The organism is Pantoea sp. Ap-967 (genome assembly GCF_011752565.1).
Lineage (GTDB): Bacteria > Pseudomonadota > Gammaproteobacteria > Pseudomonadales > Pseudomonadaceae > Aquipseudomonas.
The window spans coordinates 41,762-64,721 of record NZ_VWXK01000035.1; the positions used below are offsets into that span (position 1 = coordinate 41,762).

The following is a 22,960-nucleotide window of genomic DNA, read 5'->3' on the forward strand; positions in this document are numbered from 1 at the left end:
ACGTGACGGCCCGGGTAGCAGCCGCACGCTGATCTGAAGAAATTGAACGGTACTGCGATATTGCGCGATACTGACGCCCTAGCCCGCCAATGACCAACGAAACTTCCTAAGCAAGGCTTTAGCGAAACTAAACGATGAGACGACAACTCAATGGCCAGATGTTCGTCTGGCTGCATGTATTCGCCTGCGCAGCACGGCACTTGTCGTTCACCCGCTGCGCCGAAGAGCTGCACATCACCCCCGGCGCCGTCAGCCAACAGATGCGCCAGCTCGAAGAGCGCCTGGGCTACAAGCTGTTCCTGCGCCGGGCGCGCGGGGTGGAGCTCAGTGCCGAGGGCCAGCGCCTGGCGCAGACAGTGGCCGAGGCCTATGGCAGCATCGAAGCGGAATTGCTGCGCCTGGACGCCGGGGAAATCCGCGGCACCCTGCGCCTGCGCTCGATCCCTTCGTTCCTGGCCAAGTGGCTGACACCGCGCCTGCCGCGCTTTCAGCAGCGCTACCCGGACATCGAGCTGCGCCTGGTGGCCGAGGACAGCGCCCAGGCCCTGCACCCAGGCGACTTCGACCTGGCCATCGACCTGAACGACGGCAGCTACCCCGGCATGCTTTCAACGCCGCTGCTGGACGAGCAGATCTTCCCGGTGTGCTCACCCGCCCTGCTGCGCGGGCGCCCGCCGCTGCATGGGCCAGCCGACCTGCAGCACTACCCGCTGTTGCACGACATCACCGCCTGGCGCGGCAGTTCGGAATACGCCGAATGGGAGTTCTACCTGGAAGGTATCGGCGCAACGGGGCTGGATGTGCGCCGCGGGCATACCTTCAACCGCAACCACCTGACCATCGAGGCGGCCATTGCCGGGGTCGGCGTGGCCATCGCCCGGCGCACCTTGCTCAATGATGAACTGGAGCGCGGCGCCCTGATCGTGCCGTTCGGCGTGCCGATCGCCAACCACAAGCGATACGTGGTGCACTACCCGCCGGGAGGCCTGAGCCAGCCCGGGGCCCGGGCGGTGCACGATTGGCTGGTGGCCGAAGCGCGGGTGTTCCGCGAGTTGCATCCATTGGCGTCATGAAGCGCAAGGCCCAACCAAGGCCCGCCCTGGCCGCCTGCACAGGGGCGGCGGCCAGGGCGGAAGCGCCTCTCAGTTACGCGTTACCCGCCACACCGTGTTAGCCAGGTCGTCGGCAATGATGAGCGCGCCGCGCGGGTCCACCGTCACCCCCACCGGCCGGCCGCGGGTCTTGCCGTCCTTGCCGCGAAAGCCGGTGGCGAAGTCGATCGGTTCGCCCGCAGGTTTTCCGCCACTGAACGGCACGAAGATCACCTTGTAGCCCACCGGGTTTGGCCGGTTCCAGCTGCCGTGCTCACCGATGAACACACCTTCGGCGAAACGCTCGCCCATTTGCGCGATGGAGAAGTCCACGCCCAGCGCTGCCACGTGCGAGCCCAGGCTGTAGTCGGGCTTGATCGCGGCAGCTACCTTGTCCGGCGCCTGTGGTTTGACCCGCTCATCGACGTTCTGGCCCCAGTAGCTATAGGGCCAGCCATAGAAGCCGCCCTCGCGCACCGAGGTCAGGTAGTCCGGCACCAAATCCGGGCCCAGCTCGTCCCGCTCGTTGACCACGGTCCACAGCTGCCCGGTGTGTGGCTGGATCGCCAGCGCGGTCGGGTTGCGCAAGCCGGTGGCATAGGGCCGGTGCGCGCCGGTCTGGGCATCGACCTGCCAGACCATGGCACGGTCCACTTCAGCCTCCATGCCGCGCTCGGTGATATTGCTGTTGGAACCAATGCCCACGTACAGGTAACGCCCGTCGGGGCTGATGGTCAGCGCCTTGGTCCAATGGTGGTTGATCGCGCCCGGCAGGTCGGTGACCGTTACCGGTGGGCCATCGGCCTTGGTTTGGCCGTCGTGGTAGTCGAAACGCACCAGGGCATCCTGGTTGGCCACGTACAACTTGCCGTCGGCATAGGCCAGGCCGTAGGGCGCATTGAGGTTGTCGGCGAATACGGTCTGCATTTCATAAACACCGTCACCATCGGCATCGCGCAGCAAGGTCAGGCGGTTGCCACCTTTGACCTGGGTGTTGCCCTTGGCCTTGATCTGGCTGGCGATCACATCCTTGGGCTTGAGCTTGGCGGCATTGCCGCCACGGCCTTCGGCCACCAGGATATCGCCATTGGGCAGCACCAGGCTCTGGCGCGGGATTTTCAGGCCAGTGGCGATGGCGGTGATGCTGTAGCCCTCGGGCACCGTCGGCTTTTGCTCGCCCCACTGGGCCGGCTTGGCGATCTTCATGCTCGGCAGCAAGCCCCGCTCGGGGGCCGGCAGTTTCGGGTCTGGCCCCAGCGCCTGGGTGGGCTCGCCATCACCGCCACAGGCGGCCAGCAGCAGTGCCAGGCTCAACAGCGACATGCCATGCACGGTTTTCATGCTTCACCTCCCGCGCGCAGGTTGCTCATGCCCAACCAGGCGGCCACGCAGGCGAGCACACTCACCACCAGCGACAGCACCAGGCCCGTTGGCATCACCGCCCAGGCATCCTTGGCGTGTTCGAATGCATTGATCAGCCCCAGCACCCAGGTCACCAGCAACAGCAGGAAGTACAGGGTTGGGCGGCCCGCCTTGTGCTGGGCACGCACCAGGTTGGCCAGGGCGAACAGCAACGCCAGCCCGCAGAACAGCAAGCCACCGGCGATCAGCCAGGCGGCGAAGTTGCTCCACTGGATCTGGTAGCTTTTGAAGTAGGCAATGTCGCTTAGCAAGGCGCCAAGAAACAGCGGGACCGTGCCGGCCAGCAAAATGCCATGCAGCGGGCTGGGCGTGCAGCGGTAGAGGGTTTGCTCGGTAGCGGTCACGGCGCCTCCTTATCAGTCAGTGACCTGGGGCAGACGGACTGGCATGCAGGCCCGATCCGTCAGGCATGCGCGGGGTGCGCTTAAGAAGGGATCGCCTTGACCTTCGGTTAGTTCACCGCTTGGCTTGATAGAAATATCCTGAAAAACTTCGCGTACCGTAACGAGGGCTGCCATGAACACCTGTCACACCCGCCAGTGCGCCTACCGGGCAGCGCAAGCCCTGCTGGCCTTGAGCCTGGTGCTCAATGCCGGCTGTTCGAGCAAGCACGGCAAGGCCAACTATGCGGCAGCTGGCTCCAACTGCTACGCCAAGGCCGTGCCCACCCAGGGTGAAGGCGGCCTGGCCTGGGGCGACAGCCTGGGCAGTGCGCAGCAAAAGTCGCTCAGCAACTGCATTCGTTATGCCGGGCGTTCGGGCGGCACGCCGGATACCTGCCAGGTGGTGTTGGCCAGGTGCAAGCATTCGTGGTGACTCAGGTGGGCCTCATCGAGAGCTTTGCTCGCTCCTACGAGGGGCTGTGCAAAGCCTGGTAGGAGCGAGCGAAGCTCGCGAAGCGGCGCCGGGTCAGGCGAACTTGGCCCGCGCTGCGTGCAGTTTCTTGTAGCTTTCGATCAGGCGCAGGTGACGGTCCAGCCCTTCGAGCTTCATGCTGGTTGGGGTCAACCCGTGGAAGCGCACGCTGCCATCGAGCGAGCCCAACACCGCATCCATCCGTGGGTTGCCGAACATGCGACGGAAGTTCACCTCGTAGTCCTGCATCTGCAGCTCATCGTCCAGCTGCACTTCCAGCGCCACGTTCAACGCCTGGTAGAACAGGCCGCGCTCGACGGTGTTGTCGTTGAACTGCAGGAACGCCTCGACCAGTTCCTTGGCGTCTTCGAAGCGCTTGAGCGCCAGGCAGATCAGCAGTTTGAGCTCCAGGATGGTCAACTGCCCCCACACCGTGTTGTCGTCGAACTCAACGCCAATCAACGTGGTGATGGTGGTGTAGTCGTCCACCTCGCAGTTTTCCAGGCGCCGGCGCAGCGCGCGCAGGGCGCGGTCGTCGAGGCTGTGCAGGTTGAGGATATCGGCACGGAAGCCCAGGGCACGGTTGGTGTTGTCCCAGATCAGGTCCTCGACCGGGTAGATTTCCGAGTAGCCCGGCACCAGAATCCGGCAGGCAGTGGCGCCAAGGTTGTCGTACACGGCCATGTACACTTCCTTGCCCAGGCCTTCGAGGATGCCGAACAGGGTAGCGGCTTCCTGGGCGTTGGAGTCTTCGCCATGGCCGGAGAAATCCCACTCGACGAAGTCGAAGTCGGCCTTGGCGCTGAAGAACCGCCACGACACCACGCCACTGGAGTCGATGAAGTGCTCGACGAAGTTGTTCGGCTCGGTCAGCGCATGGCTTTCGAAGGTTGGCTGCGGCAGGTCGTTCAAGCCCTCGAAGCTGCGGCCCTGGAGCAGTTCGGTGAGGCTGCGCTCCAGCGCCACCTCCAGGCTTGGGTGGGCGCCGAACGAGGCGAACACGCCGCCGGTACGCGGGTTCATCAAGGTCACGCACATCACCGGGAATTCACCGCCCAGCGAAGCGTCCTTGACCAGCACCGGGAAGCCCTGCTCTTCCAGGCCCTGGATGCCGGCGAGAATGCCCGGGTACTTGGCCAGCACCGCGTGCGGCACGTCCGGCAGGGCCAGTTCGCCTTCCAGAATTTCGCGTTTCACCGCCCGCTCGAAGATTTCCGACAGGCACTGCACCTGGGCTTCGGCCAGGGTGTTGCCAGCGCTCATGCCGTTGCTCAGGAACAGGTTTTCGATCAGGTTGGACGGGAAGTACACCACCTGTTCATCCGACTGGCGCACGAACGGCAGCGAGCAGATGCCGCGGGCGGTGTTGCCCGAGTTGGTGTCGTACAGGTGCGAGCCGCGCAGTTCGCCGTCGGGGTTGTAGATTTCCAGGCAGTGTTCGTCGAGGATTTCTTCCGGCAGCGCATCCTTGGGGCCTGGCTTGAACCACTGCTCGTTCGGGTAGTGAACGAACGGCGCATTGGCGATGTCTTCGCCCCAGAACTGGTCGTTGTAGAAGAAGTTGCAGTTCAGCCGCTCGATGAACTCGCCCAGCGCCGAGGCCAGCGCAGCCTCCTTGGTGGCGCCCTTGCCGTTGGTGAAGCACATCGGCGACTGGGCATCGCGCACGTGCAGCGACCACACGTTGGGCACGATGTTGCGCCATGAAGCGATTTCGATCTTCATGCCCAGGCCCGCGAGAATCGCCGACATGTTGGCGATGGTCTGCTCCAGCGGCAGGTCCTTGCCAGGAATGTAGGTGGTGGTGTCGGCCACCGGCATCAGCAAGCCCTGGGCATCGGCGTCGAGGTTGTCGACTTCCTCGATGATGAACTCGGGGCCGGTCTGCACCACCTTTTTCACGGTGCAGCGGTCGATCGAGCGCAGGATGCCCTGGCGGTCCTTCTCGGAGATGTCCTCGGGCAGCTCGACCTGGATCTTGAAGATCTGGTTGTAGCGGTTCTCCGGGTCGACGATGTTGTTCTGCGACAGGCGGATATTTTCGGTGGGGATATCACGGGTCTGGCAGTACAGCTTGACGAAATACGCCGCGCACAGGGCCGACGAGGCCAGGAAATAGTCGAACGGGCCCGGGGCCGAACCGTCGCCCTTGTAGCGGATCGGCTGGTCGGCGATCACCGTGAAGTCGTCGAACTTGGCTTCAAGACGAAGGTTGTCGAGAAAATTGACCTTGATTTCCATGCGGGAATTACCGTGATTTAAGCGTGCAAAACGAAATTGGCCGGCATTATCCGGGTTTTCCGCCTGGAAGTCCTCCCCGCCCTCACCCTTTGCGCATTCCACCGAATTGCTTGCCTGATCCTGCGCACCTGCGGTCGGCCCTCATCTTCGGCGCAAGCCCCTGTGCTAGCGTTTCTGCATTGGGGAACAACGTATTCCCCTGCAGACAGCAAACGCCTTCAACCGATGATCAGCAGGTGAGCCATGGAACTTCGAATCAACCAGAAGACCTACCAGGTCGACGCCGAGGCCGACACGCCCCTGCTGTGGGTACTGCGTGACGACCTGGGCATGACCGGCACCAAGTATGGCTGCGGCCTGGCCCAGTGCGGCGCCTGCTCGGTACTGGTGGACGGCAATGTGGTGCGCGCCTGCGTCACCCCGGTGGCCGGCGTGGTCGGGCGCGATGTGACCACCATCGAGGCGGTCGAGGCCGACGCGGTCGGCAAGCGCGTGGTGGCGGCCTGGGTGGAGCACCAGGTGGCGCAGTGCGGCTATTGCCAGTCTGGCCAGGTGATGGCGGCCACGGCGCTGCTCAAGCACACCCCCAAGCCCAGCGACGAGCAGATCAGCGCGGCGATGGTCAACCTGTGCCGCTGTGGCACCTACAACGCCATCCATGCCGCCGTGCACGCACTGGCACAAGGGGAGCAGGCCTGATGAACACGCCCGTCGATACCCCCGCCGAACTGCTCAGGCTGCAACGCGGCGAAACCGTCAACCTGTCGCGCCGGCGCTTCCTGGTCGGCACCGCTGCGGGCGCCCTGGTGCTGGGCTTCGGCCTGCCGCTGGGGGCGTCCCGGGTGCAGGCAGCCGCCACCGCCACGGTGGAACGCGGCACCCAGGTGCCGGCCTTCCTGGAAATACGCCCGGACGGCACGGTACGCCTGCTCAGCCCGTTCATGGAGGGTGGCCAAGGCCCGTTCACCGCCATGGCGCAGATCGTTGGCGAGGAGCTGGACGTCGACCCGGCCCAGTTCGTGGTCGACAGCGCCCCGCCCGGGGAGGCCTACGTGGTGATGGAGAATGGCATGCGCATCACCGGCGGCAGCATGTCGGTGCGCATGAGCTACCCGACCATGCGCCGCCTGGGCGCCCTGGCCCGGGCCATGCTGCTGCAGGCAGCCGCCGAGCAGTGGGGCGTGCCGCTCGCCGAACTGAGCAGCGAGCCTGGCAAGGTGCTGCATGGCGCCTCGGGCCGCTCGCTGGCCTATGGCGAACTGGCCGGCCGCGCCATGGACCTGCCGGTGCCGGACCCGGCCAGCGTCAAGCTGCGCGACCCCAGCCAGTTCCGCTGGATCGGCAAGCCGGTGCGGCGCCTGGACGCTTACGACAAGTCCACCGGCAGGGCCGTGTACTGCATCGACATCAAGGTCGACGGCATGCTCCATGCCGCCGTTCAGCACGCCCCGCGCCTGGGCATGACGGTTGCCAGCCTGCGCAACGAAGACCAGGTCAAGGCCATGCCGGGGGTGCACTCGGTGCATCAGCTGCCCGGCGCCGTGGCGGTGGTCGCGCAGCGCTGGTGGCATGCCAAGCGCGCCGTCGAGGCCATCCAGGTCGACTGGCAGGAGGCGCCAGCAGGCACCCCGCTAAGGGCAATGCCGGCAGACTTTTCCAGCGATGGGTGGCGCGAACACCTGGCCAAGGTTGAAGGGCCTTCGCGCGATGAGGAAAACGAAGGCGATATCGCCACTGCCCTGGCCAACGCCAAGACCCGGGTCGAGGCCAGCTACCACAACCAGTACCTCAACCACGCCCAGCTGGAGCCGCCGTCCGCCCTCGCCCGCTTCAACCCCGATGGCACACTGGAGGTATGGCTGCCCAACCAGGCGCCAGACATGTTCCGCGACGACATTGCCAAGCGCACCGGCCTGGCCATCGAACAGGTCACCCTGCATTCACCCTTGCTGGGTGGCTTCTTTGGCCGGCATTTCCTCTACGACTCGGCCAACCCCTACCCCCAGGCCATTGCCCTGGCCAAGGCGGTGGGCCGCCCGGTGAAGCTGATCTGGAGCCGTGAAGAGGAATTCCTGCGCGATGTGCTGCGCCCGGTGGCGGTGGTCAAGTTCCGTGCAGGGCTCGACGCCGACGGCCTGCCGGTGGCCATCGAGGCCGTAAGCGCCACGGAAGGGCCGACCGAGGCCCTGGCCGGCAAGCAAGGCGACAAGGTGGACCCGACTGCCGTCGAGGGTTTGTCGGGCAAGGCTTACAACATCCCCAACAAGCGCACCGCGCAAATTTACGTCAAGGGCCCGGCCATGCTCGGCTACTGGCGTTCGGTGGGTAACTCGCTGAACGACTTCTTCTATGAATCGTTTCTCGACGAGCTGGCCGACAAAGGCGGCAAGGACCCCTTCGAATTGCGCCTGCACCTGCTGCAGGGCAACGCGCGGTTGACCAACCTGCTGCATGCGGTGGCCGACCTGGCCGGTGGCTGGAAACGCGGGCCGTTCACCGCCGAGGACGGCACCCGGCGCGCCCGGGGCATCGCCATGGCCTCGCCGTTTGGTTCGCAAGCGGCGGCCATTGCTGAGGTGTCGATCGAAAATGGCCAGGTCAAGGTGCACGACATCTGGGAGGCCATCGACCCCGGCAGCATCGTCAACCCGGCGATCATCGAGCATCAGGTGAACGGCGCCGTGGCCCTGGGCCTGTCGCAAACCCTGGTGGAAGAGACGGTGATCATCGATGGCAAGCCGCGCGCACGCAATTACGACCTGTACCCGATTCTGCCGCCCTCGCGCATGGCCCGAGTGCATGTGCGCATCGTCGAAAGCGGGGCGAAGATGGGCGGCATTGGCGAACCGCCGCTGCCGGCGGTGGCGCCTGCCGTGGCCAATGCGGTGGCGCAACTGACCGGCCAGCGCGTGCGTAGCCTGCCCATGAGCCGCCACACCTTCAGCTGACAGGGATATCCCCATGACCCAGCGTCGTATTGCAAGGACCCTTGGCTGGCTGACCCTGCCATGCCTGGTCGCGGCCGGGGTACTGGCCTGGTACGTCACCCGGGAACCGGCCACGCCGTTTTCCGTGGAGCCGGACGTGCGCCTGGACCCGGAGCTGGTCAGCCGCGGCGAGTACGTCGCGCGGCTGAGCGACTGCGTGGCCTGCCATAGCCTGCCCGATGCCAAGCCGTTCGCCGGAGGGCTGGAAATGGCCACGCCACTGGGCGCGATCCATGCCACCAACATCACCCCCGACCGCGACACCGGCATTGGCCGCTACAGCCTCGCCAATTTCGACCGTGCCGTACGCCACGGCGTCGCGCCCGGTGGCCGGCGGCTGTACCCGGCCATGCCCTACCCGTCCTACGCCAAGCTCAGCGATGACGATGTGCGCGCCTTGTATGCCTTTTTCATGAAAGGTGTGCAGCCGGTGCAGCAAGCGAACCTCAAGAGCGACATTCCCTGGCCGCTGAACCTGCGCTGGCCCATCGCCCTGTGGAACGGCCTGTTCGCCGCCGACAGCCCTTACGCCAGCAAGCCCGGGCAAGACCCGCTGTGGAACCGCGGCGCCTATATCGTCCAGGGCCCGGGCCACTGCGGCAGCTGCCATACCCCGCGCGGCCTGGCGTTCAACGAAAAAGCCCTGGACGAAGCCGGGGCGCCGTTCCTGGCGGGCGCCTTGCTCGATGGCTGGTACGCGCCCAGCCTGCGCAGCGACCCCAACACCGGCCTAGGCCGCTGGAACGAGGCGGACATCGTCAGCTTCCTCAAGACCGGGCGCAACCAGCACGCCGTGGTCTACGGGTCGATGACCGAGGCGTTCAACAACTCCACCCAGTTCATGGCCGACGACGACCTCAAGGCAATCGCCCGTTACCTCAAGTCGCTGCCCGGCGACCCCCAGCGCGACGGCCCACCCTGGCAGTACCAGAGCGCCTTCGCCACCGCCCGCCTGGGCAGCGCCGGTGCGCAGGTGTACGTCAACCGCTGCGCCTCGTGCCATGGCCTGGACGGCAAGGGCCAGCGCGAATGGATGCCGCCGTTGGCGGGGGCGACCTCGGCCCTGACCACGGAGCATGCCTCGGCGGTCAACATCACCCTCAACGGATCGCAACGCATCGTTGCGGCAGGCATACCGGATGCCTACCGCATGCCCGCATTCCGTGAGCAGTTGAGCGACCAGGAAATAGCCGACGTGCTGAGTTTTGTGCGCAGCACTTGGGGTAACCATGGCGGTGCGGTGGATGCGCAGGCAGTTGGCGCGTTGCGGGCACGCACCGACCCGGCCAGCAGCAGCCCGATCATCTTGCACATGCGTTGAGTGGTGTCGCCTGTGCCGGCCTCTTCGCGGGGCAAGCCCGCTCCTACAAGGGAGAGGTTGGCACGGGTAAATCATGACCTAGGACTTTCCATGGAAAGCATCGACCTGTTGGTACTGCGCACCGCCCACGACTGGCTCCAGGCTGGCGAGCGCGTCATGCTGGCCACCGTGACCCGTACCTGGGGCTCATCACCGCGCCCGGTGGGCTCGATGATGGCCCTGCGCGGCGATGGCCGGGTGATCGGCAGCGTTTCCGGCGGCTGCATCGAGGACGACCTGATCCACCGCTACACCACCGCCTACCAGGGCAGCGGCATGCCGCAAGGCCTGCCGCAACTGGCGCGTTACGGCGTCAGCGCCGACGAAGCGCACCGCTTTGGCCTGCCCTGCGGGGGCACCCTGGAGCTGGTGCTGGAATTCACCCCGGCCCTGGCCAGCCTGGTGCAGCTGCTGGCGCTGCTGGATGCTGGCAAGCTGGTGCAACGCGAACTGCACCTGGCCAGCGGCCAGGCAACCCTCACTGCCACCCTCGCCCCCGCACCGTTCGTTTTCGACGGCAGCCACCTGCGCAACCCCCTGGGCCCTGGTTATCGGCTGTTGCTGATCGGTGCCGGCGTGCTTGCCGAATACCTGGCCAGCATGGCCCTGTTCAACGGTTTCAAGGTGGCGGTGTGCGACCCCCGCCCCGAGTACATGGGCGCCTGGAACGTCGCGGGGGTGGAGAAGCTCGTTGCCATGCCGGACGATGGCGTGCGCGCCTTTGCCCCCGATGTGCGCAGCGCTGTGATCGGCCTGAGCCACGACCCCAAGCTGGACGACCTGGCGCTGCTCGAAGCCCTGCACAGCCCGGCATTTTACATCGGCGTCATCGGTTCACGGCGCAACAGCCAGTTACGCCGCGAGCGGCTACGGGTGCACTTCGGCGAAAGCGAAGCCACCCTGCAGCGCTTGCATGGCCCAATCGGCATCTATATCGGCAGCAAGACCCCGGCGGAAATCGCCGTCAGCGTGATGGCGGAAGTATTGGCGGTGAAGAACGGCGTTGCCTTGCCTGGAGAGGTGAATGTCAGCAAAGCCAAGCGCGCGCTGGAGCAGCCACAGGCGGCAAGCTGACAGTCGCGGCTCAAGGTTGCGCGCTTGCATGCTGCTGCTTCCAGCGCTCCAGGTTATTTTTCACCAACTGCTCCGGTAGCGGGCCGGCCACCAGTTCCTTCATCTTGTTCGCCAACTGCTCGCGCAGGGCCGGCTGGTTGCACGGCGACCCATGGGACAGCGCCAGGTACAGGCCCTCGCTGGACACCGGCGGGTCGAGCACCTTCAATTGCGGCTCCCAACCCTGGGTGCGCGCCAGGGCCATGCCTGGGTACTGCTCGTAGATCACATAGTCATTGCGCTTGAGCAGCAGTTTTTCGAACGCCTGCTTGGCGCTGGGCACCGCTTCGAGCCGCAGGTTGGCCCTGGCGAAGTCATCGAACTGTTGGCCATGGCTGTTGCTCACCAGGGTGCCGCCGGTGTGCCCCTTGAGGTCTGCCCAGCCGTGGTAGGCGAAGGGCGCATCCTCACGCACCCAGACCACACTTGGGGTGTGCAGGAACGGCGGGCTGACGAAATCCATCTGCTGTTGGCGTTCCTGGGTCATGAAGTAGCCCGCCATCAGGTCGATACGACCGGTGCGCACTTCCTCCTGGGCCCGCGACCAGGGCCCGGCGTAGACCACCGTCACCTCCACGCCCAGCGCTGCGCCCACCTGCTTGAGCAAATCGGCGTTGGCGCCGATCAGCTGCTGGGGGTTCTGCGGGTCGCGCCACAGGTACGGGGGGTACTCGGGGTTACCGGTCGCCGTCAGCTGACGGCACGTCTCATCCGCCAGCGCCAGGCTCGGCAGCAGCATCAGCAAGAGCGACAGCAGGGACCGGCAACGACAGCGCTCGATCATCTACACCCCTCACAATCCATTGCTATCAGCGGCAGCGGTAGCCGCGTGCATTGAACAGTCTGGACCAGGATCGGCCAGCCGCCAGGTTTTTCATCTGCTGCGGCCCTGGGCGCCGGAAACACGAAGGCCGGGGCGCGACGCTGGAAGGTCGGCCCCGGCCTTGGCAAACCGGCAGCGGGCGGCGGGCAGCCTCAGCTCACCGGCACATCCGCTTGATGGCGCGCTCTGCCGCCCCCTGGAAGACCTGGCGCAGGGCCTCCAGTTGGTCGGGCGTGAGTGCCTTGGCGCAGGTCAGCCCCTGCAGGAAGCCAATGCCCCAGCCCTTGGTTTCGGCCAGTTGCTGGCGGTTCTCGCTGTCGGCGATATCGCCCAGGTGCAAGGCCGCCGGGTGTTCATAGCGGTCTTCCAGAGCCAGTTTGCGCAGCGCTTCGAGGGCGATCTTGAACTCGGCGGCGGCAACATCGTCCAGGCCCAGGTGCTCGTACTGCAGCAGGCTCAGACGGTCGGTGGCGGTCATCTTCGAATCTCCGTTTCACGGTAAAAGGAGCAGGTGCAGGGAAAAACCCGCCACGCCTGAACGCATCCAGGTGCCAGGCAAAAATGGCGTGGGTATGGAGCCTTGTATACCACAATCAAGGCCGCCGCCCTAGTGCCGTGCGCCATTCGGCTGCTGCCCGCCAGGCAACAGCCGACCAACAGACTGTACGCAAACCCTACAGCATCCACACACCCCCTTGGCGCTGATTGACGCACGCCCGGGCAATGGCGCCGTTGCCGCAAGGCCCGCACCCACGGGGCTCGCGCCAACCGACGGTGCGCAAGCTGGCGAAATGGCATGCCACCTGCAATCGAAGGGGCATCCCCTCATTCGACTGGACCCTGCAATGCGCCTGACCACACTCACCACCGGCCTGCTCGCCCTGGCCTTCACCTCGCTTGCCCACGCCGAAACCGCCCCCAAGGAAGTGCGCCTGGACTACGCCTACTACTCACCCGTCAGCCTGGTGCTCAAGCACTTCGGCTGGCTGGAGCAGGCCTTGCCTGAATCCAAGGTCAGCTGGGTGTTCAGCCAGGGCAGCAACCGTTCGCTGGAATACCTCAACAGCGGCGGCGCCGACTTCGGCTCATCGGCCAGCCTCTCGGCCGTGCTGGCCCGCGCCAACGGCAGCCCGATCAAGTCGGTGTACGTCTACAGCCGCGCCGAATGGACGGCGCTGGTGGTGGCCAAGGGCTCGGCGCTGAACACCCTGGCCGACCTCAAGGGCAAGAAAATCGCCGCCACCAAAGGCACCGACCCTTACCTGTTCACCCTGCGCGCGCTGGAGCAGGCCGGCTTGAGCAAGAACGACGTGGAACTGTTGCACTTGCAGCACCCAGACGGCCGCACAGCGCTGGAAAAAGGCGATGTGGACGCCTGGGCCGGGCTGGACCCGCACATGGCCGCCAGCGAACTGCAGGCCGGCTCGCGCCTGCTGTACCGCAACAAGGCGTTCAACAGCTACGGCGTGGTCAGCGTGACTGAAACCTTTGCCAAGCAGCACCCGCAAACCATCGCCACGGTCATCAAGGCCTATGAAAAGGCCCGCCACTGGGCCATCGCCCACCCCGATGAATTCGCCAAGCTGCTGGCCGAGGAATCCAAGCTGCCGCTGGACGTGGCCAAGCTGCAGCTGTCGCGCACCGACCTGAGCACGCCGCAGTTGAGTGCCGAGGATGTGGCGGCGTCGAAGTCCGCCGCGCCGATCCTGGTGTCTGAGGAGCTGGTCAAGCGGGGTGTCGACGTCAACCAGGTGATCGACCAGTTGATCGACCCCTCCTTCGCCAAGGCCAGTGCCGAATGACCGCCAGCGCCCTGCCGGCACGCAGGCCGCGCCAATGGCCACGGCGGCTCAAGGGCCTGGCCCTGCCCCTGGTGCTGATCGTGTTGCTGGAAGCCGTGGTGCGCCTGGGCTGGATCGCCGCCTACCAGATGCCCACGCCCAGCGAGGTGTTCCAGACCTTGCTGCAACTGGCTGATGGCGCCCTGTGGAAACACATCGGCGCCAGCCTGACCCGGGTGCTGGCCGGCTTTGCCATCGGCGCCCTGCTCGGCCTGCTGTTTGCCGCCTGGGTTGGGCTGAGCCGCGAGGCCGAAGCCTGGCTGGAGCCCACCTTCGCCAGCTTGCGGGCGATCCCTAGCCTGGCCTGGGTGCCGCTGTTGCTGCTGTGGCTGGGCATCGGCGAAACCTCCAAGGTCACCCTGATTGCCATTGGCGCGTTCTTCCCGGTGTACCTCAATGGCGTGGCGGCGATCCGCAACATCGACCGCAAGCTGGTCGAGGTGGCGCGCATGTACGGCTTCGGCCCCCTGCGCCTGGCCCGCCGGGTGCTGCTTCCTGCGGCCATTCCCGGCGTGTTCACCGGGCTGCGCAGCGCCCTGAGCCTGAGCTGGATGTTCCTCGTGGCCGCCGAACTGATCGCTGCCACTCGCGGCCTTGGCTACCTGCTCAGCGACGGCCGGGAAACGTCGCGGCCCGACCTGGTGCTGGCGGCGATCATCGTGCTGGCGCTGCTCGGCAAGCTCACCGACGGCCTACTGGCCACCCTGGAACGGCGCTGGCTGGCCTGGCGTGACACTTTCGATGGCACCGACACCAAGGCCTGAACCGATGAACCAACCCTTGCGCACACCCCCCATCGCCCCGCTGCTTGACCTGCAGGTGCAGGCCAAGGCCTTCGGTGATACACCGGTACTGGGGCCGATCGACCTGCAACTGCAACCCGGCGAGGTGGTCAGCCTGCTCGGCCCCAGCGGCTGTGGCAAAAGCACCCTGCTGCGCCTGGTCGCGCAGTTGGACACGCACTTCACCGGGCGCCTCCAGCGCTGCCCCGAGCAGGTCGGTTTCATTTTCCAGGAACCCAGGCTGATGCCCTGGCTGAACGTGGCCGACAATATCGGTTTTAGCGAAGACCGGCGCTACGACCGCGCACGGGTCGCCGCGCTGATCGAGGAAGTTGGCCTGGGCGGTTTCGCCGAGGCACTGCCCAAGGCGTTGTCCGGCGGTATGGCCCAGCGCGTGGCCATCGCCCGCGGCCTGTATGGCCAGCCGCAGTTGCTGTTGCTGGACGAGCCGTTCAGTGCGGTGGACGCCTTCACCCGTTTCAAGTTGCAGGACCTGTTGCTGGCCCTGGCCCGCAAGCACGGCATCGCCTTGCTGGTGGTGACCCACGATGTGGACGAGGCGCTTTACTTGAGTGACCGCGTGCTGGTGATCGGCAACCGGCCTGGCACCGTTTGCCGGACGTTGCGGGTGGGGTTGGAGTATCCACGGGAGCGAACGGACGAGCGCCTGGCGCGTTTACGCAGCCAGGCGCTGGAGGCGTTGCACGATGCCCGGGTGATCTAGCGGCCCGTTCGCGCCTACAGGGCTGGGAACATGGCACCGGCTTTGCCGGTGTTCGCGGCGGTTCGACGCCTCGACAAGCCCGCTCCCACGGGACCCGGTAGGAGCGAGCGCAGCTCGCGATGGGCTGCAAAGCAGCCCCAGCACTATGAGCCGCGAGACTGAAACCCTGGGGCCGCTGCGCGCCCCATCGCGAGCTGCGCTCGCTCCTACCGGGGGTGGCGCTGGCCTGGAGATGGGCGCTTGATCGGCAGCCCAGGGTTAGGGCTGGGTTATCTCCTACAGGATGTTGCTGCAATAATGCCCGGCGATCAAAGAAACGAAGACGCGGCCCAATACGCTGCGGGTAGGCGATCAGCACTGGCCAGCAACGCTGAAGGCGTTTCCACACTCACCGCCACATCGGCAGGCAACGCATCGAGCAGCGCCACCAACGGCAACTCCCCCTGGCCCGGCAGCAGCCGGCCTTCCCTGGCTTCCGGGATAATCAACCCTTCAGGCGGCGCCAGCAGCGGTGCATCGCACAGCTGCACCGCACGCAGATACGTTGGCGGCACCTGGGCAATCGCCTGCGCATCGCCACCTGAACGAAACAGGTGCAGCGCATCCACCAGCACCCCGGCATTGCCTTGCCCCGCCGCCGCCACCACGGCCACCGCCTGTTGCAGGTTCGCAACCGCGCGCCAGCGCATGAACTCAAGGTCCACGCGCAGGCCATAGCCGCTGGCCAGCTCGCACAGTGAGGCGAACGTCTGCGAAAGCCTGGCGAAGTCGTGGTCATCGCCAGAAACCGTAAGGCTGTCCGCGCCAAGCTCCGCGCCTGCCGCCAACAACGCCTCGCACTCGGCTACCTGCAGGTGCGGGGTCAGCGACACGAATTCGATATCGCTCACCCGCACCCCCTCGCCTACCAGCACCCGTTGCAGCTCCTGGGCAGCGGGGCTTCCCACCGGCTGCGGGTAGGCCTGGGCACCGGGCATGACCGGGTGCAAGCGCAGCCCCACTGCGCCGAACCCCGCCCGCGCCGCCTCACGCACCAGCGTGACCGGCGCCAGGTCCAGCGCGGTGAGATGGGCAACGCCCAGCGCCCTCAATAGGTCGCCCTCCCGCCACTGAGGTCGAACACGAACCCGGTGGTGAAGCTGCACTCAGGGCCGGCGATCCAGGTCACCATATGGGCGATTTCCTCGGCCTTGAGGAAGCGCCCCATAGGGATCTTGGCCTTGCTGGCGGCAATGTGCTCGGGAGTCATTTCGGCCATCAGTGGGGTTTCGACCATGGCCGGGGCGATGCAATTGAGCAGCACGCCATCCTGGGCCAGCTCCTTGGCCGCGGCCTTGGTGAAGGCAATGACCCCAGCCTTGGCAGCGGAGTACGCCGAGATGTACTGCACACCGTCCTTGCCGGCCATCGAGGCGACGTTGACGATGCGCCCATAACCGCGCTCGCGCATGTGCGGGATGGCGGTGCGGCAGCAATAGAACACGCCGTTGAGGTCGATGGCGATCACCTTGTCCCAGGCCTCGGGCGGGTATTCCCAGGACGCCACCACCGGGCCGTTGATGCCGGCATTGTTGACCAGGATCTCAACCTGCCCGACCTGCTCCAGCGCCTGGGCAAAGGCCGCTTGCACCGAGGCCAGCGAGGCCACGTCGACCGCCTGGCGCAGCACCGGCTCGAAGCCGTTTTCCGCCGTGTTCCACCCCTCGACCGCCAGGTCCCAGATCACCACCTGGGCCCCGGCCTGGTGCAGGCGCTGGGCAATGGCCAGGCCAATGCCGCGCATGCCGCCGGTGACGATTGCAGTTTGCCCTTGCAGGGATTGGCTCATTGTCTTGCTCCATTATCAACAGAAGGAATATCCGGCAGGCGACGCAGGTCGCGCACCATGAACAGGTAGCACAGCGCACCCAGCGCGGTGATCATCGATACGAAGGCCAACGCCCAGACGAACGAGCCGGTGGCACTGACGATCAGGCCGATGGTCAGCGGCGTGACGATGCCGGCGGCATTGGCGAACAGGTTGAACAAACCGCCGCTCAGGCCCAGCAGGCCCTTGGGCGCGATGTCGGAGACGATCATCCAGGCCAGCGCCGACATGCCCTGGGCGAAATAGGCGATGCACAGGATGGTAATCACCAGCACATCGGACTCGACGTAGTTGGCCAGCACGATGATCGATGCGGTCAGCAGGCCGGCGATCACCGGCAGCTTGCGCGCCACGTTCAGCGAATAGCCCCGGCGCAGCAGCGCATCGGAAAGCCAGCCGCCAACCAGGGTGCCCAGCGATGCGGCAATGAACGGCAGCACCGCCACCCAGCCAACCTTGAGCCAGGGCATGTGCCGCTCGGTGACCAGGTAGGTGGGGAACCAGGTCAGGAAGAACACGTTGGTCGAGTTGCAGGCGAACTGCCCCAGGCAGATGCCGAGCATGTTGCGGTGCTTGAGCAGGGCCGGGATCTGCGACCAGCGGAACACCGTGGCCTTCTGCCCGCCATCGACCACCCCGCCACCGGCGGCGATGTAGTCCAGCTCGGCCTGGTTGGCCGATGTCGACTGGTGCGGCTCATGGTATTTGCGCCACCACACCAGGCCATAGAGGATGCCCAGCAGGCCCACGGCCATCAGCAGGAAGCGCCAGCCATAGGCGTGCAGCACCCAGAACAGCAACGGGGTGAGGAATGCCAGCCCGGTGTACTCGGCGAAGGTGTAGATGCCCGTGGCCCTGGCCCGTTCGCTCTGCGGGAACCAGGTGGCTACCACGCGGCTGTTGGTGGGGAAGCATGGGGCCTCGGTCATGCCCACCAGAAAGCGCATGCCCAGCAGCGACAGAAAGCCCTGGGCCAGGCCCTGCAGGCCGGTGAACAGCGACCACAAGGTCAATGCCAGCCAGTAGGTGAGCTTGGTGCCAAGGCGGTCGATCAGGATGCCGCCAGGAATCTGCGCGGCGGCGTACGTCCAGGAGAACGCCGAGAAGATCAGCCCCATCATCGCAGCGTTCAGCCCAAGGTCGGCGCTGATGCTCGGGGCGGCGATGCCCATTACGCTGCGGTCGAGGTAGTTGATCATGGTGCCGCCGGAAATCAGCGCCAGGATCATGAAACGGGTACGGGTTCGTTGTTGCGCGCGCGCCGGGGTGTCGAACACCCCCACGCCGAGGTTCTGCTCTGTGTTCATGGCGATTGCTCTGTTGTTATTGGAATGGCAAATGCGGGTAATCAGGCAAAACCGAACAGCCGTCGCGGGGTATCCCACATCACTTTGCGCCGCACCTGGGCGTCGGGCATCAGGCGCTCGGCCAGTTTCAGCAACGGGCCGTAGTCCACCCGTGCGTGCTGGCGAATGAACGGCCAATCCGAGCCCCACACGCAGGCATCCGGGCCAAAGGCATCGAGCAGCGCGGCCACGTAGGCATGGCTTTGCTGGTACAGGCCCTCGGCGTCGGCGAACTTCTGCATGCCGGACAGCTTGACGCAGGCAGCGCCACTGCGGGCCAGGCGCAACAGGGCCTGGAAGCCGGGCTGCTGCAGGCCGGCAGTGGCATCGGGGCGGCCACAGTGGTCGATCAGCAGGCGTGCCGAACTGCCTTGGATCAACCATTGCAGGTCCAGCAGTTGGTCCTCGCAGACCTGCACCTGGGCGAACATACCAAGCTCGGCCAGCTTGCCGAACAGCGGCCCGGCATCGTGCAGGGTCTTCACGCCGTACAGCGCGGGGTTGAATGCCACGCCCACCACGCCCTGTTCGCGCAAGGCCGCCAGTTGCTCAAGGCTGATCTGCCGCTCGACCACCGCCACGCCTTTGAAGCGGCCTTGGCCGCCGGCCAGGGCTTGCAGCAGCAGGCGGTTGTCGGTGTGGTAGCCGCTGTTGGGCTGCACCAGCAAGGCGTGGCGCACGCCGTAGGCGTCCATGACCTGGTTGAACTGCGCCAGGGTAGCGACCTCCTGGCCAGAGGGGGCATAAGGGGCCTGCGGGTGGTAAGGGAAGTGTGCAGGGTCAAACAAATGGTTATGGCAGTCGATCTTTGGTTCGTCGTAGATATTCAAGCGCGGTTCCTTGCAAGCGCCACTGCGCCTGCCTGCAGATCTTGTTATTGTTCGCCGCCAGGGCGATGGGCCTGGGCTCACGATACTGCGGGCGTGCCCGTTGCGCTCATACACAGATAACCAAGACCATAACCGAAGGTAATACCCATGCTCCCCAGCCAGGAAAGCGCAGACGGCAGCGCCATGCTGTTCAAGTTGCGGCACATGGAGGTGTTTCGCGCGGTGATGCTCACCGGCTCCATCAGCGCGGCGGCGAAGCTGCTGTATGTGTCGCAGCCGGCGGTGAGCAAGCTGATTGGCTATATCGAGGGGCGCCTGACCTACCGGTTGTTCGAGCGCATCAACAACCGCCTGGTGCCCACCGCCGAGGCGCAGGTGCTGTACCGCGAGGTCGAGCGGGTGTACCAGGCGGCGTTGCAGGTCAACGAATGCGCGTTGTCGCTGGCCAGCGGCGGGCACCGCAAGCTGCGCATATCCTGCAGCGCCTCGCTGTCGACGGTGGTGATCCCGATTGCCCTGGCCCAGCTCAAGCGCGAAGCGCCTTCGCTGCAGATCGAGTGGCAAACCTCGCTGATGCACACGATGCCCAACCAGATCCTGTCGAAAACCGTCGACCTGTCGATTGCGGCATTGCCGGTGGTGCATGACCACCTGCACTCCCAGGCCTTCATGCGCGGGCGCATGGTGGTGGTGCTGCAGCCTGGGCACCCGCTGGCCCAGCAGCCGTCGCTGAGCTTGCAGCAGTTGCAGGGGCAGGCCCTGCTGCTGTTCCGCCCGGACATGCCGTTTGGCCAACTGCTGGCCGAACATATCCAACGCCGTGGGTTGCAGTTGGAGTCGCTGTTGTCGTTCACCAATGCCAACGAGGCGGTGGCGCTGGTCAAGCAGGGCATGGGCATCAGTGTGATCGACGAGTTCGTTGCCCAGGACAGCGGGCTGGCCGTGGTGCCGCTGGCGGACGAGATTACCTTCGATATCAGCTTTGTCTATTCACGCTTCGAGCCGCCGTCGCAGGCTGCGTTGCACTTGATGCAGGTGCTGCGGGGGCAAGCGCAACGGCTTGGCCGGGCGATTGGGGAGGATATGGGGCATGGCATGTGAGGGGTGGCGTCTGTGTATACCTGGTAGGAGCGAGCGCAGCTCGCGATTCGCACAGGCGCCGCCCATTCCGGCGCGTTACGCCAAGCGTGGCAACTCGATACTCACCCACAGCCCACCACCGTCAGCCGCCTGGGCACTGATACCGCCCTGGTGCAAACCGATGGCCCGCCGGGCGATTGCCAGGCCCAGGCCGAAGCCATCCACGCCGCCCTGCCCGCCACGGTCGAAGGGCTCGAAGATGCTTTGCAGGCGGCTCGGCTCCACGCCTGGGCCCTGGTCGGTGATATGCACCTGCAGCCGCTCCCCCCCACCGGCCAGCACGGCTTCTACCCGCACCTCGGTGCCGGGCGCGGTGTAGCGCACGGCGTTGCGCACCACGTTCTCGAAAGCGCGGTACAACAGCTCCTCGTGGCCGCGGGTAACGAAGGTGCCGGCGCCGTGCAGGGTCACCTCGGCCTGCTTCATGCCCGCTTCGAAGCGGGCGTCCTCAACGATTTGCGCCAGTATCTCCACCGCATCAAGCTCGCCATGCTCGGCATGGCTCTGCTGCGACTGGACCCGCGCCAGGGTCAGCAACTGCTCGATCAGGTCGTCCATGCGCCGTGATTCGCGCTCGATGCGCCCCAGCATCGCCTCGCGGTCTGGCTGCTGGCGCAGCAGGCCGATGGCCACGTGCAGGCGAGTCAGTGGCGAACGCAACTCGTGCGAGATGTCGTGCAGCAGTTGCTGCTGGGCCTCGACCAGCGCCTTGAGCTGGCCGGCCATGCGGTCGCAATCGTCGGCCAGCTCGACGATCTCGTCGCGGCGCTTGCCCAGCCGTGGCCGCACGCGCACGTCGAAACGGCCCTGGGCCACCTGGCCCATGGCTTCGCGCAGCCACGCCAGTGGCCGGGTCAGGTACAGGCTGCACAGAAAGGCAAACAGCGCGCTCATCAGCGTACCGGTGAGCAGCGGCCCCATGCCGCGTGGGCGTGGTGCTTCGTCCAGCTGGGCCGGCACCGACGCCCGCAGCACCAGCGCCTGGCCGCCCTCATCGAGCAGCGCACGCTCGAAGCGCGGGGTTTCCACGGCGCGGCCGGCCAGCAAGTGGCCCGTGCCGTCGTACAGCCCCACCTGCACGTCCGGCGGCTGCGGCGACACCTGCAGAAACTGCCGCCCGGCCTGTTCGCCATAGCGGTGCAGCAGGTTCAACTCGGTGGTCAGCATCGAATGCAGGCCCGGGGTGTCACCGCGCAGCTCATTGAGCATGAAGGTGCCGGCACCGACCAGGAAGGTCAGGGTATTGGCCAGCCAGAAGGCCAGAAACAGCTTCCAGAACAGCCGTTGGCGCCTCATTCGACGATCAGCATGTAGCCCATGCCCCGCACGCTCTGGATCCAGCTGCTGCCATCGCCGCGTGGGCCAAGCTTGTGGCGGATGCTGCTGATGTGCACGTCGATACGCCGGTCGTAGCGGGTCAATGGCCGGCCCAGGGCATTGAGCGACAAGTCTTGCTTGCTCACCAGTTGCCCCGCTTGGCGGGCCAGGGCTTCGAGCAGGCTGAACTCGGTGCCGGTCAGCTCCAGCGGGGCGGCGCCCCACTGCGCCTTGCGCTGGCCCGGCCACAGGGTCAGGGCGCCGCGGCCGATGGACACCGCCCCTTGGCTTTCGGCCAGCGCCTGCGGCTGCACCCGGCGCAGGATGGCACGCAGGCGCGCCACCAGCTCACCGGGCGAACTGGGCTTGGGCACGTAGTCGTCGGCGCCCAGCTCAAGCCCGGCAATGCGGTCGATGTTGTCGCCCCGCGCGGTCAGCAGCAGCACCGGCACCTGGCTGCGTGCGCGAATGCGCCGCAGCACTTCGATTCCCGAGAGGTCCGGGAGCATCACGTCGAGCACCACGATATGGAACAGGCCACTCAGCGCCTGGCTCTCACCCTCGGTGCCGGTGGCCACGGCCGTGGCCTGGAAGCCTTCGCGGGCCAGGTACAGGGCAAGCATTTCGGTGAGTTCGCGGTCGTCGTCGACCAGCAGTACGGGAATCATGGTAGGTAGGGTGCCAGGTTCTGCAAAGCCATCATGATCGCCCCTGCACGCCAGGGCGTGGGCGAACTTTACACATCTTTACCCTCGGTTAACCGCGCCGAACACAGCCCGCCCGTATGCTCATCGCCCGCTTCCTGGCAGCCGCCGCGCTGCTCCATCTACGCCCGCCTGGAACCCCCGATGAACTACCCGCGACTGTTGCTCTCCATCCTGCTGCTCAATGCCTCCGTGGCCCAGGCCGCGCCGTTCAGGATCGCCGACATCCGCGTCAATGGCCTGCAGCGGGTGTCCGCCGGCAGCGTGTTCGGCGCCCTGCCGCTGAACGTCGGCGACCAGGCCGACGACCGCCGCCTGGTGGAGTCGACCCGCTCGCTGTTCAAGACCGGCTTCTTCCAGGACATCCAGCTCAACCGTGACGGCGATGTACTGATCATCAACGTGGTCGAGCGCCCGTCGGTGTCGAGCATCGAGATCGAAGGCAACAAGGCGATCAGCACCGAAGACCTGATGAAGGGCCTGAAGCAGTCGGGCCTGGCCGAAGGCGAGATCTTCC

The 22,960-nt window shown here is 65.9% G+C and carries 22 protein-coding genes; 11 read left to right on the forward strand and 11 right to left on the reverse strand.

From position 1 onward, the window contains the following. Positions 1–134: 134 nt before the first annotated feature. On the forward strand, positions 135–1,073 hold the full coding sequence (locus tag F3J45_RS25640) for a LysR substrate-binding domain-containing protein (protein ID WP_167069738.1): 939 nt from the start codon (positions 135–137) through the stop codon (positions 1,071–1,073). A 69-nt stretch (positions 1,074–1,142) separates the two neighbouring features. Here the strand turns inward: F3J45_RS25640 and F3J45_RS25645 are convergent, their stop codons facing one another. Further along, positions 1,143–2,432, reverse strand: a complete 1,290-nt coding sequence (locus tag F3J45_RS25645) for a sorbosone dehydrogenase family protein (protein WP_167069740.1) — start codon at positions 2,430–2,432, stop codon at positions 1,143–1,145. Beyond that, entirely contained in the window at positions 2,429–2,857 is a 429-nt protein-coding gene (locus F3J45_RS25650) for a DUF2231 domain-containing protein (RefSeq protein WP_167069742.1), read from the reverse strand. Before F3J45_RS25650 ends, F3J45_RS25645 begins: the two co-directional genes overlap by 4 nt. A gap of 172 nt (positions 2,858–3,029) precedes the next feature. Here F3J45_RS25650 and F3J45_RS25655 point away from each other — a divergent pair, with 172 nt between their 5' ends. After that, positions 3,030–3,329 carry a hypothetical protein gene (locus F3J45_RS25655; protein WP_167069744.1) on the forward strand — a complete coding sequence of 100 codons (300 nt, stop codon included), beginning with the start codon at positions 3,030–3,032 and terminating at the stop codon, positions 3,327–3,329. Between the two features lie 93 nt (positions 3,330–3,422). Here F3J45_RS25655 and F3J45_RS25660 read toward each other — a convergent pair whose 3' ends face one another. After that, positions 3,423–5,609, reverse strand: a complete 2,187-nt coding sequence (locus tag F3J45_RS25660; RefSeq protein WP_167069746.1) for an OsmC domain/YcaO domain-containing protein — start codon at positions 5,607–5,609, stop codon at positions 3,423–3,425. Positions 5,610–5,852: 243 nt separating this feature from the next. Here F3J45_RS25660 and F3J45_RS25665 point away from each other — a divergent pair, with 243 nt between their 5' ends. The 4 genes from F3J45_RS25665 (at position 5,853) to F3J45_RS25680 (ending at position 11,030) form a co-directional block, all read left to right on the forward strand. Continuing rightward, the gene (locus F3J45_RS25665; protein WP_167069748.1) at positions 5,853–6,308 is read left to right on the forward strand and encodes a (2Fe-2S)-binding protein; all 456 of its coding nucleotides are present in this window, start codon (positions 5,853–5,855) and stop codon (positions 6,306–6,308) included. Then, entirely contained in the window at positions 6,308–8,557 is a 2,250-nt protein-coding gene (locus F3J45_RS25670) for a molybdopterin cofactor-binding domain-containing protein (RefSeq protein ID WP_167069751.1), read from the forward strand. Before F3J45_RS25665 ends, F3J45_RS25670 begins: the two co-directional genes overlap by 1 nt. 13 nt (positions 8,558–8,570) lie before the next feature. Continuing rightward, positions 8,571–9,917: a cytochrome c gene (locus F3J45_RS25675; protein WP_167069753.1), complete on the forward strand. Its 1,347-nt coding sequence runs from the start codon at positions 8,571–8,573 to the stop codon at positions 9,915–9,917. Positions 9,918–10,007: 90 nt separating this feature from the next. After that, positions 10,008–11,030 (forward strand): XdhC family protein, encoded by a 1,023-nt coding sequence (locus F3J45_RS25680; protein WP_167069755.1) that lies wholly within the window; start codon positions 10,008–10,010, stop codon positions 11,028–11,030. A gap of 10 nt (positions 11,031–11,040) precedes the next feature. Here the strand turns inward: F3J45_RS25680 and F3J45_RS25685 are convergent, their stop codons facing one another. Further along, positions 11,041–11,853, reverse strand: a complete 813-nt coding sequence (locus tag F3J45_RS25685) for an ABC transporter substrate-binding protein (RefSeq protein WP_167069757.1) — start codon at positions 11,851–11,853, stop codon at positions 11,041–11,043. A 196-nt stretch (positions 11,854–12,049) separates the two neighbouring features. Further along, positions 12,050–12,370: a hypothetical protein gene (locus F3J45_RS25690; protein ID WP_167069759.1), complete on the reverse strand. Its 321-nt coding sequence runs from the start codon at positions 12,368–12,370 to the stop codon at positions 12,050–12,052. A gap of 367 nt (positions 12,371–12,737) precedes the next feature. On the opposite strand from F3J45_RS25690, the gene F3J45_RS25695 reads away from it, so the two are divergent. Genes F3J45_RS25695 through F3J45_RS25705 form a run of 3 tightly spaced genes read left to right on the forward strand, consistent with a single transcriptional unit; the run spans position 12,738 to position 15,239 of the window. Further along, entirely contained in the window at positions 12,738–13,694 is a 957-nt protein-coding gene (locus F3J45_RS25695) for an aliphatic sulfonate ABC transporter substrate-binding protein (protein WP_167069761.1), read from the forward strand. Then, on the forward strand, positions 13,691–14,497 hold the full coding sequence (locus F3J45_RS25700; protein WP_167069763.1) for an ABC transporter permease: 807 nt from the start codon (positions 13,691–13,693) through the stop codon (positions 14,495–14,497). Before F3J45_RS25695 ends, F3J45_RS25700 begins: the two co-directional genes overlap by 4 nt. 4 nt (positions 14,498–14,501) lie before the next feature. Next, positions 14,502–15,239 (forward strand): ABC transporter ATP-binding protein, encoded by a 738-nt coding sequence (locus tag F3J45_RS25705; RefSeq protein WP_167069765.1) that lies wholly within the window; start codon positions 14,502–14,504, stop codon positions 15,237–15,239. Between the two features lie 308 nt (positions 15,240–15,547). Here the strand turns inward: F3J45_RS25705 and F3J45_RS25710 are convergent, their stop codons facing one another. The 4 genes from F3J45_RS25710 to F3J45_RS25725 are packed head-to-tail and all read right to left on the reverse strand — an operon-like array spanning position 15,548 to position 19,276. Then, complete coding sequence (locus F3J45_RS25710; RefSeq protein ID WP_167069767.1) at positions 15,548–16,330, reverse strand: sugar phosphate isomerase/epimerase; 783 nt, start codon at positions 16,328–16,330, stop codon at positions 15,548–15,550. Next, positions 16,327–17,067, reverse strand: a complete 741-nt coding sequence (locus F3J45_RS25715) for an SDR family NAD(P)-dependent oxidoreductase (protein ID WP_167069769.1) — start codon at positions 17,065–17,067, stop codon at positions 16,327–16,329. Before F3J45_RS25715 ends, F3J45_RS25710 begins: the two co-directional genes overlap by 4 nt. After that, entirely contained in the window at positions 17,064–18,413 is a 1,350-nt protein-coding gene (locus tag F3J45_RS25720) for an MFS transporter (RefSeq protein ID WP_167069771.1), read from the reverse strand. The genes F3J45_RS25715 and F3J45_RS25720 overlap by 4 nt, the downstream gene beginning before the upstream one ends. Positions 18,414–18,454: 41 nt before the next feature. Continuing rightward, entirely contained in the window at positions 18,455–19,276 is an 822-nt protein-coding gene (locus tag F3J45_RS25725; protein WP_370526482.1) for an amidohydrolase, read from the reverse strand. Positions 19,277–19,429: 153 nt separating this feature from the next. On the opposite strand from F3J45_RS25725, the gene F3J45_RS25730 reads away from it, so the two are divergent. After that, positions 19,430–20,383 carry a LysR family transcriptional regulator gene (locus F3J45_RS25730; RefSeq protein WP_167069776.1) on the forward strand — a complete coding sequence of 318 codons (954 nt, stop codon included), beginning with the start codon at positions 19,430–19,432 and terminating at the stop codon, positions 20,381–20,383. A 75-nt stretch (positions 20,384–20,458) separates the two neighbouring features. On the opposite strand, the gene F3J45_RS25735 is transcribed toward F3J45_RS25730, so the two are convergent. Next, positions 20,459–21,718, reverse strand: coding sequence for an ATP-binding protein (locus tag F3J45_RS25735; protein ID WP_167069778.1), 1,260 nt, complete (start codon positions 21,716–21,718; stop codon positions 20,459–20,461). Next, on the reverse strand, positions 21,715–22,404 hold the full coding sequence (locus F3J45_RS25740; protein WP_370526483.1) for a response regulator: 690 nt from the start codon (positions 22,402–22,404) through the stop codon (positions 21,715–21,717). Before F3J45_RS25740 ends, F3J45_RS25735 begins: the two co-directional genes overlap by 4 nt. 183 nt (positions 22,405–22,587) lie before the next feature. Between F3J45_RS25740 and F3J45_RS25745 the strand changes: the two genes are divergently transcribed. Beyond that, positions 22,588–22,960 (forward strand): POTRA domain-containing protein (locus F3J45_RS25745; protein WP_370526481.1); only part of this gene is annotated, 373 nt, incomplete at its 3' end.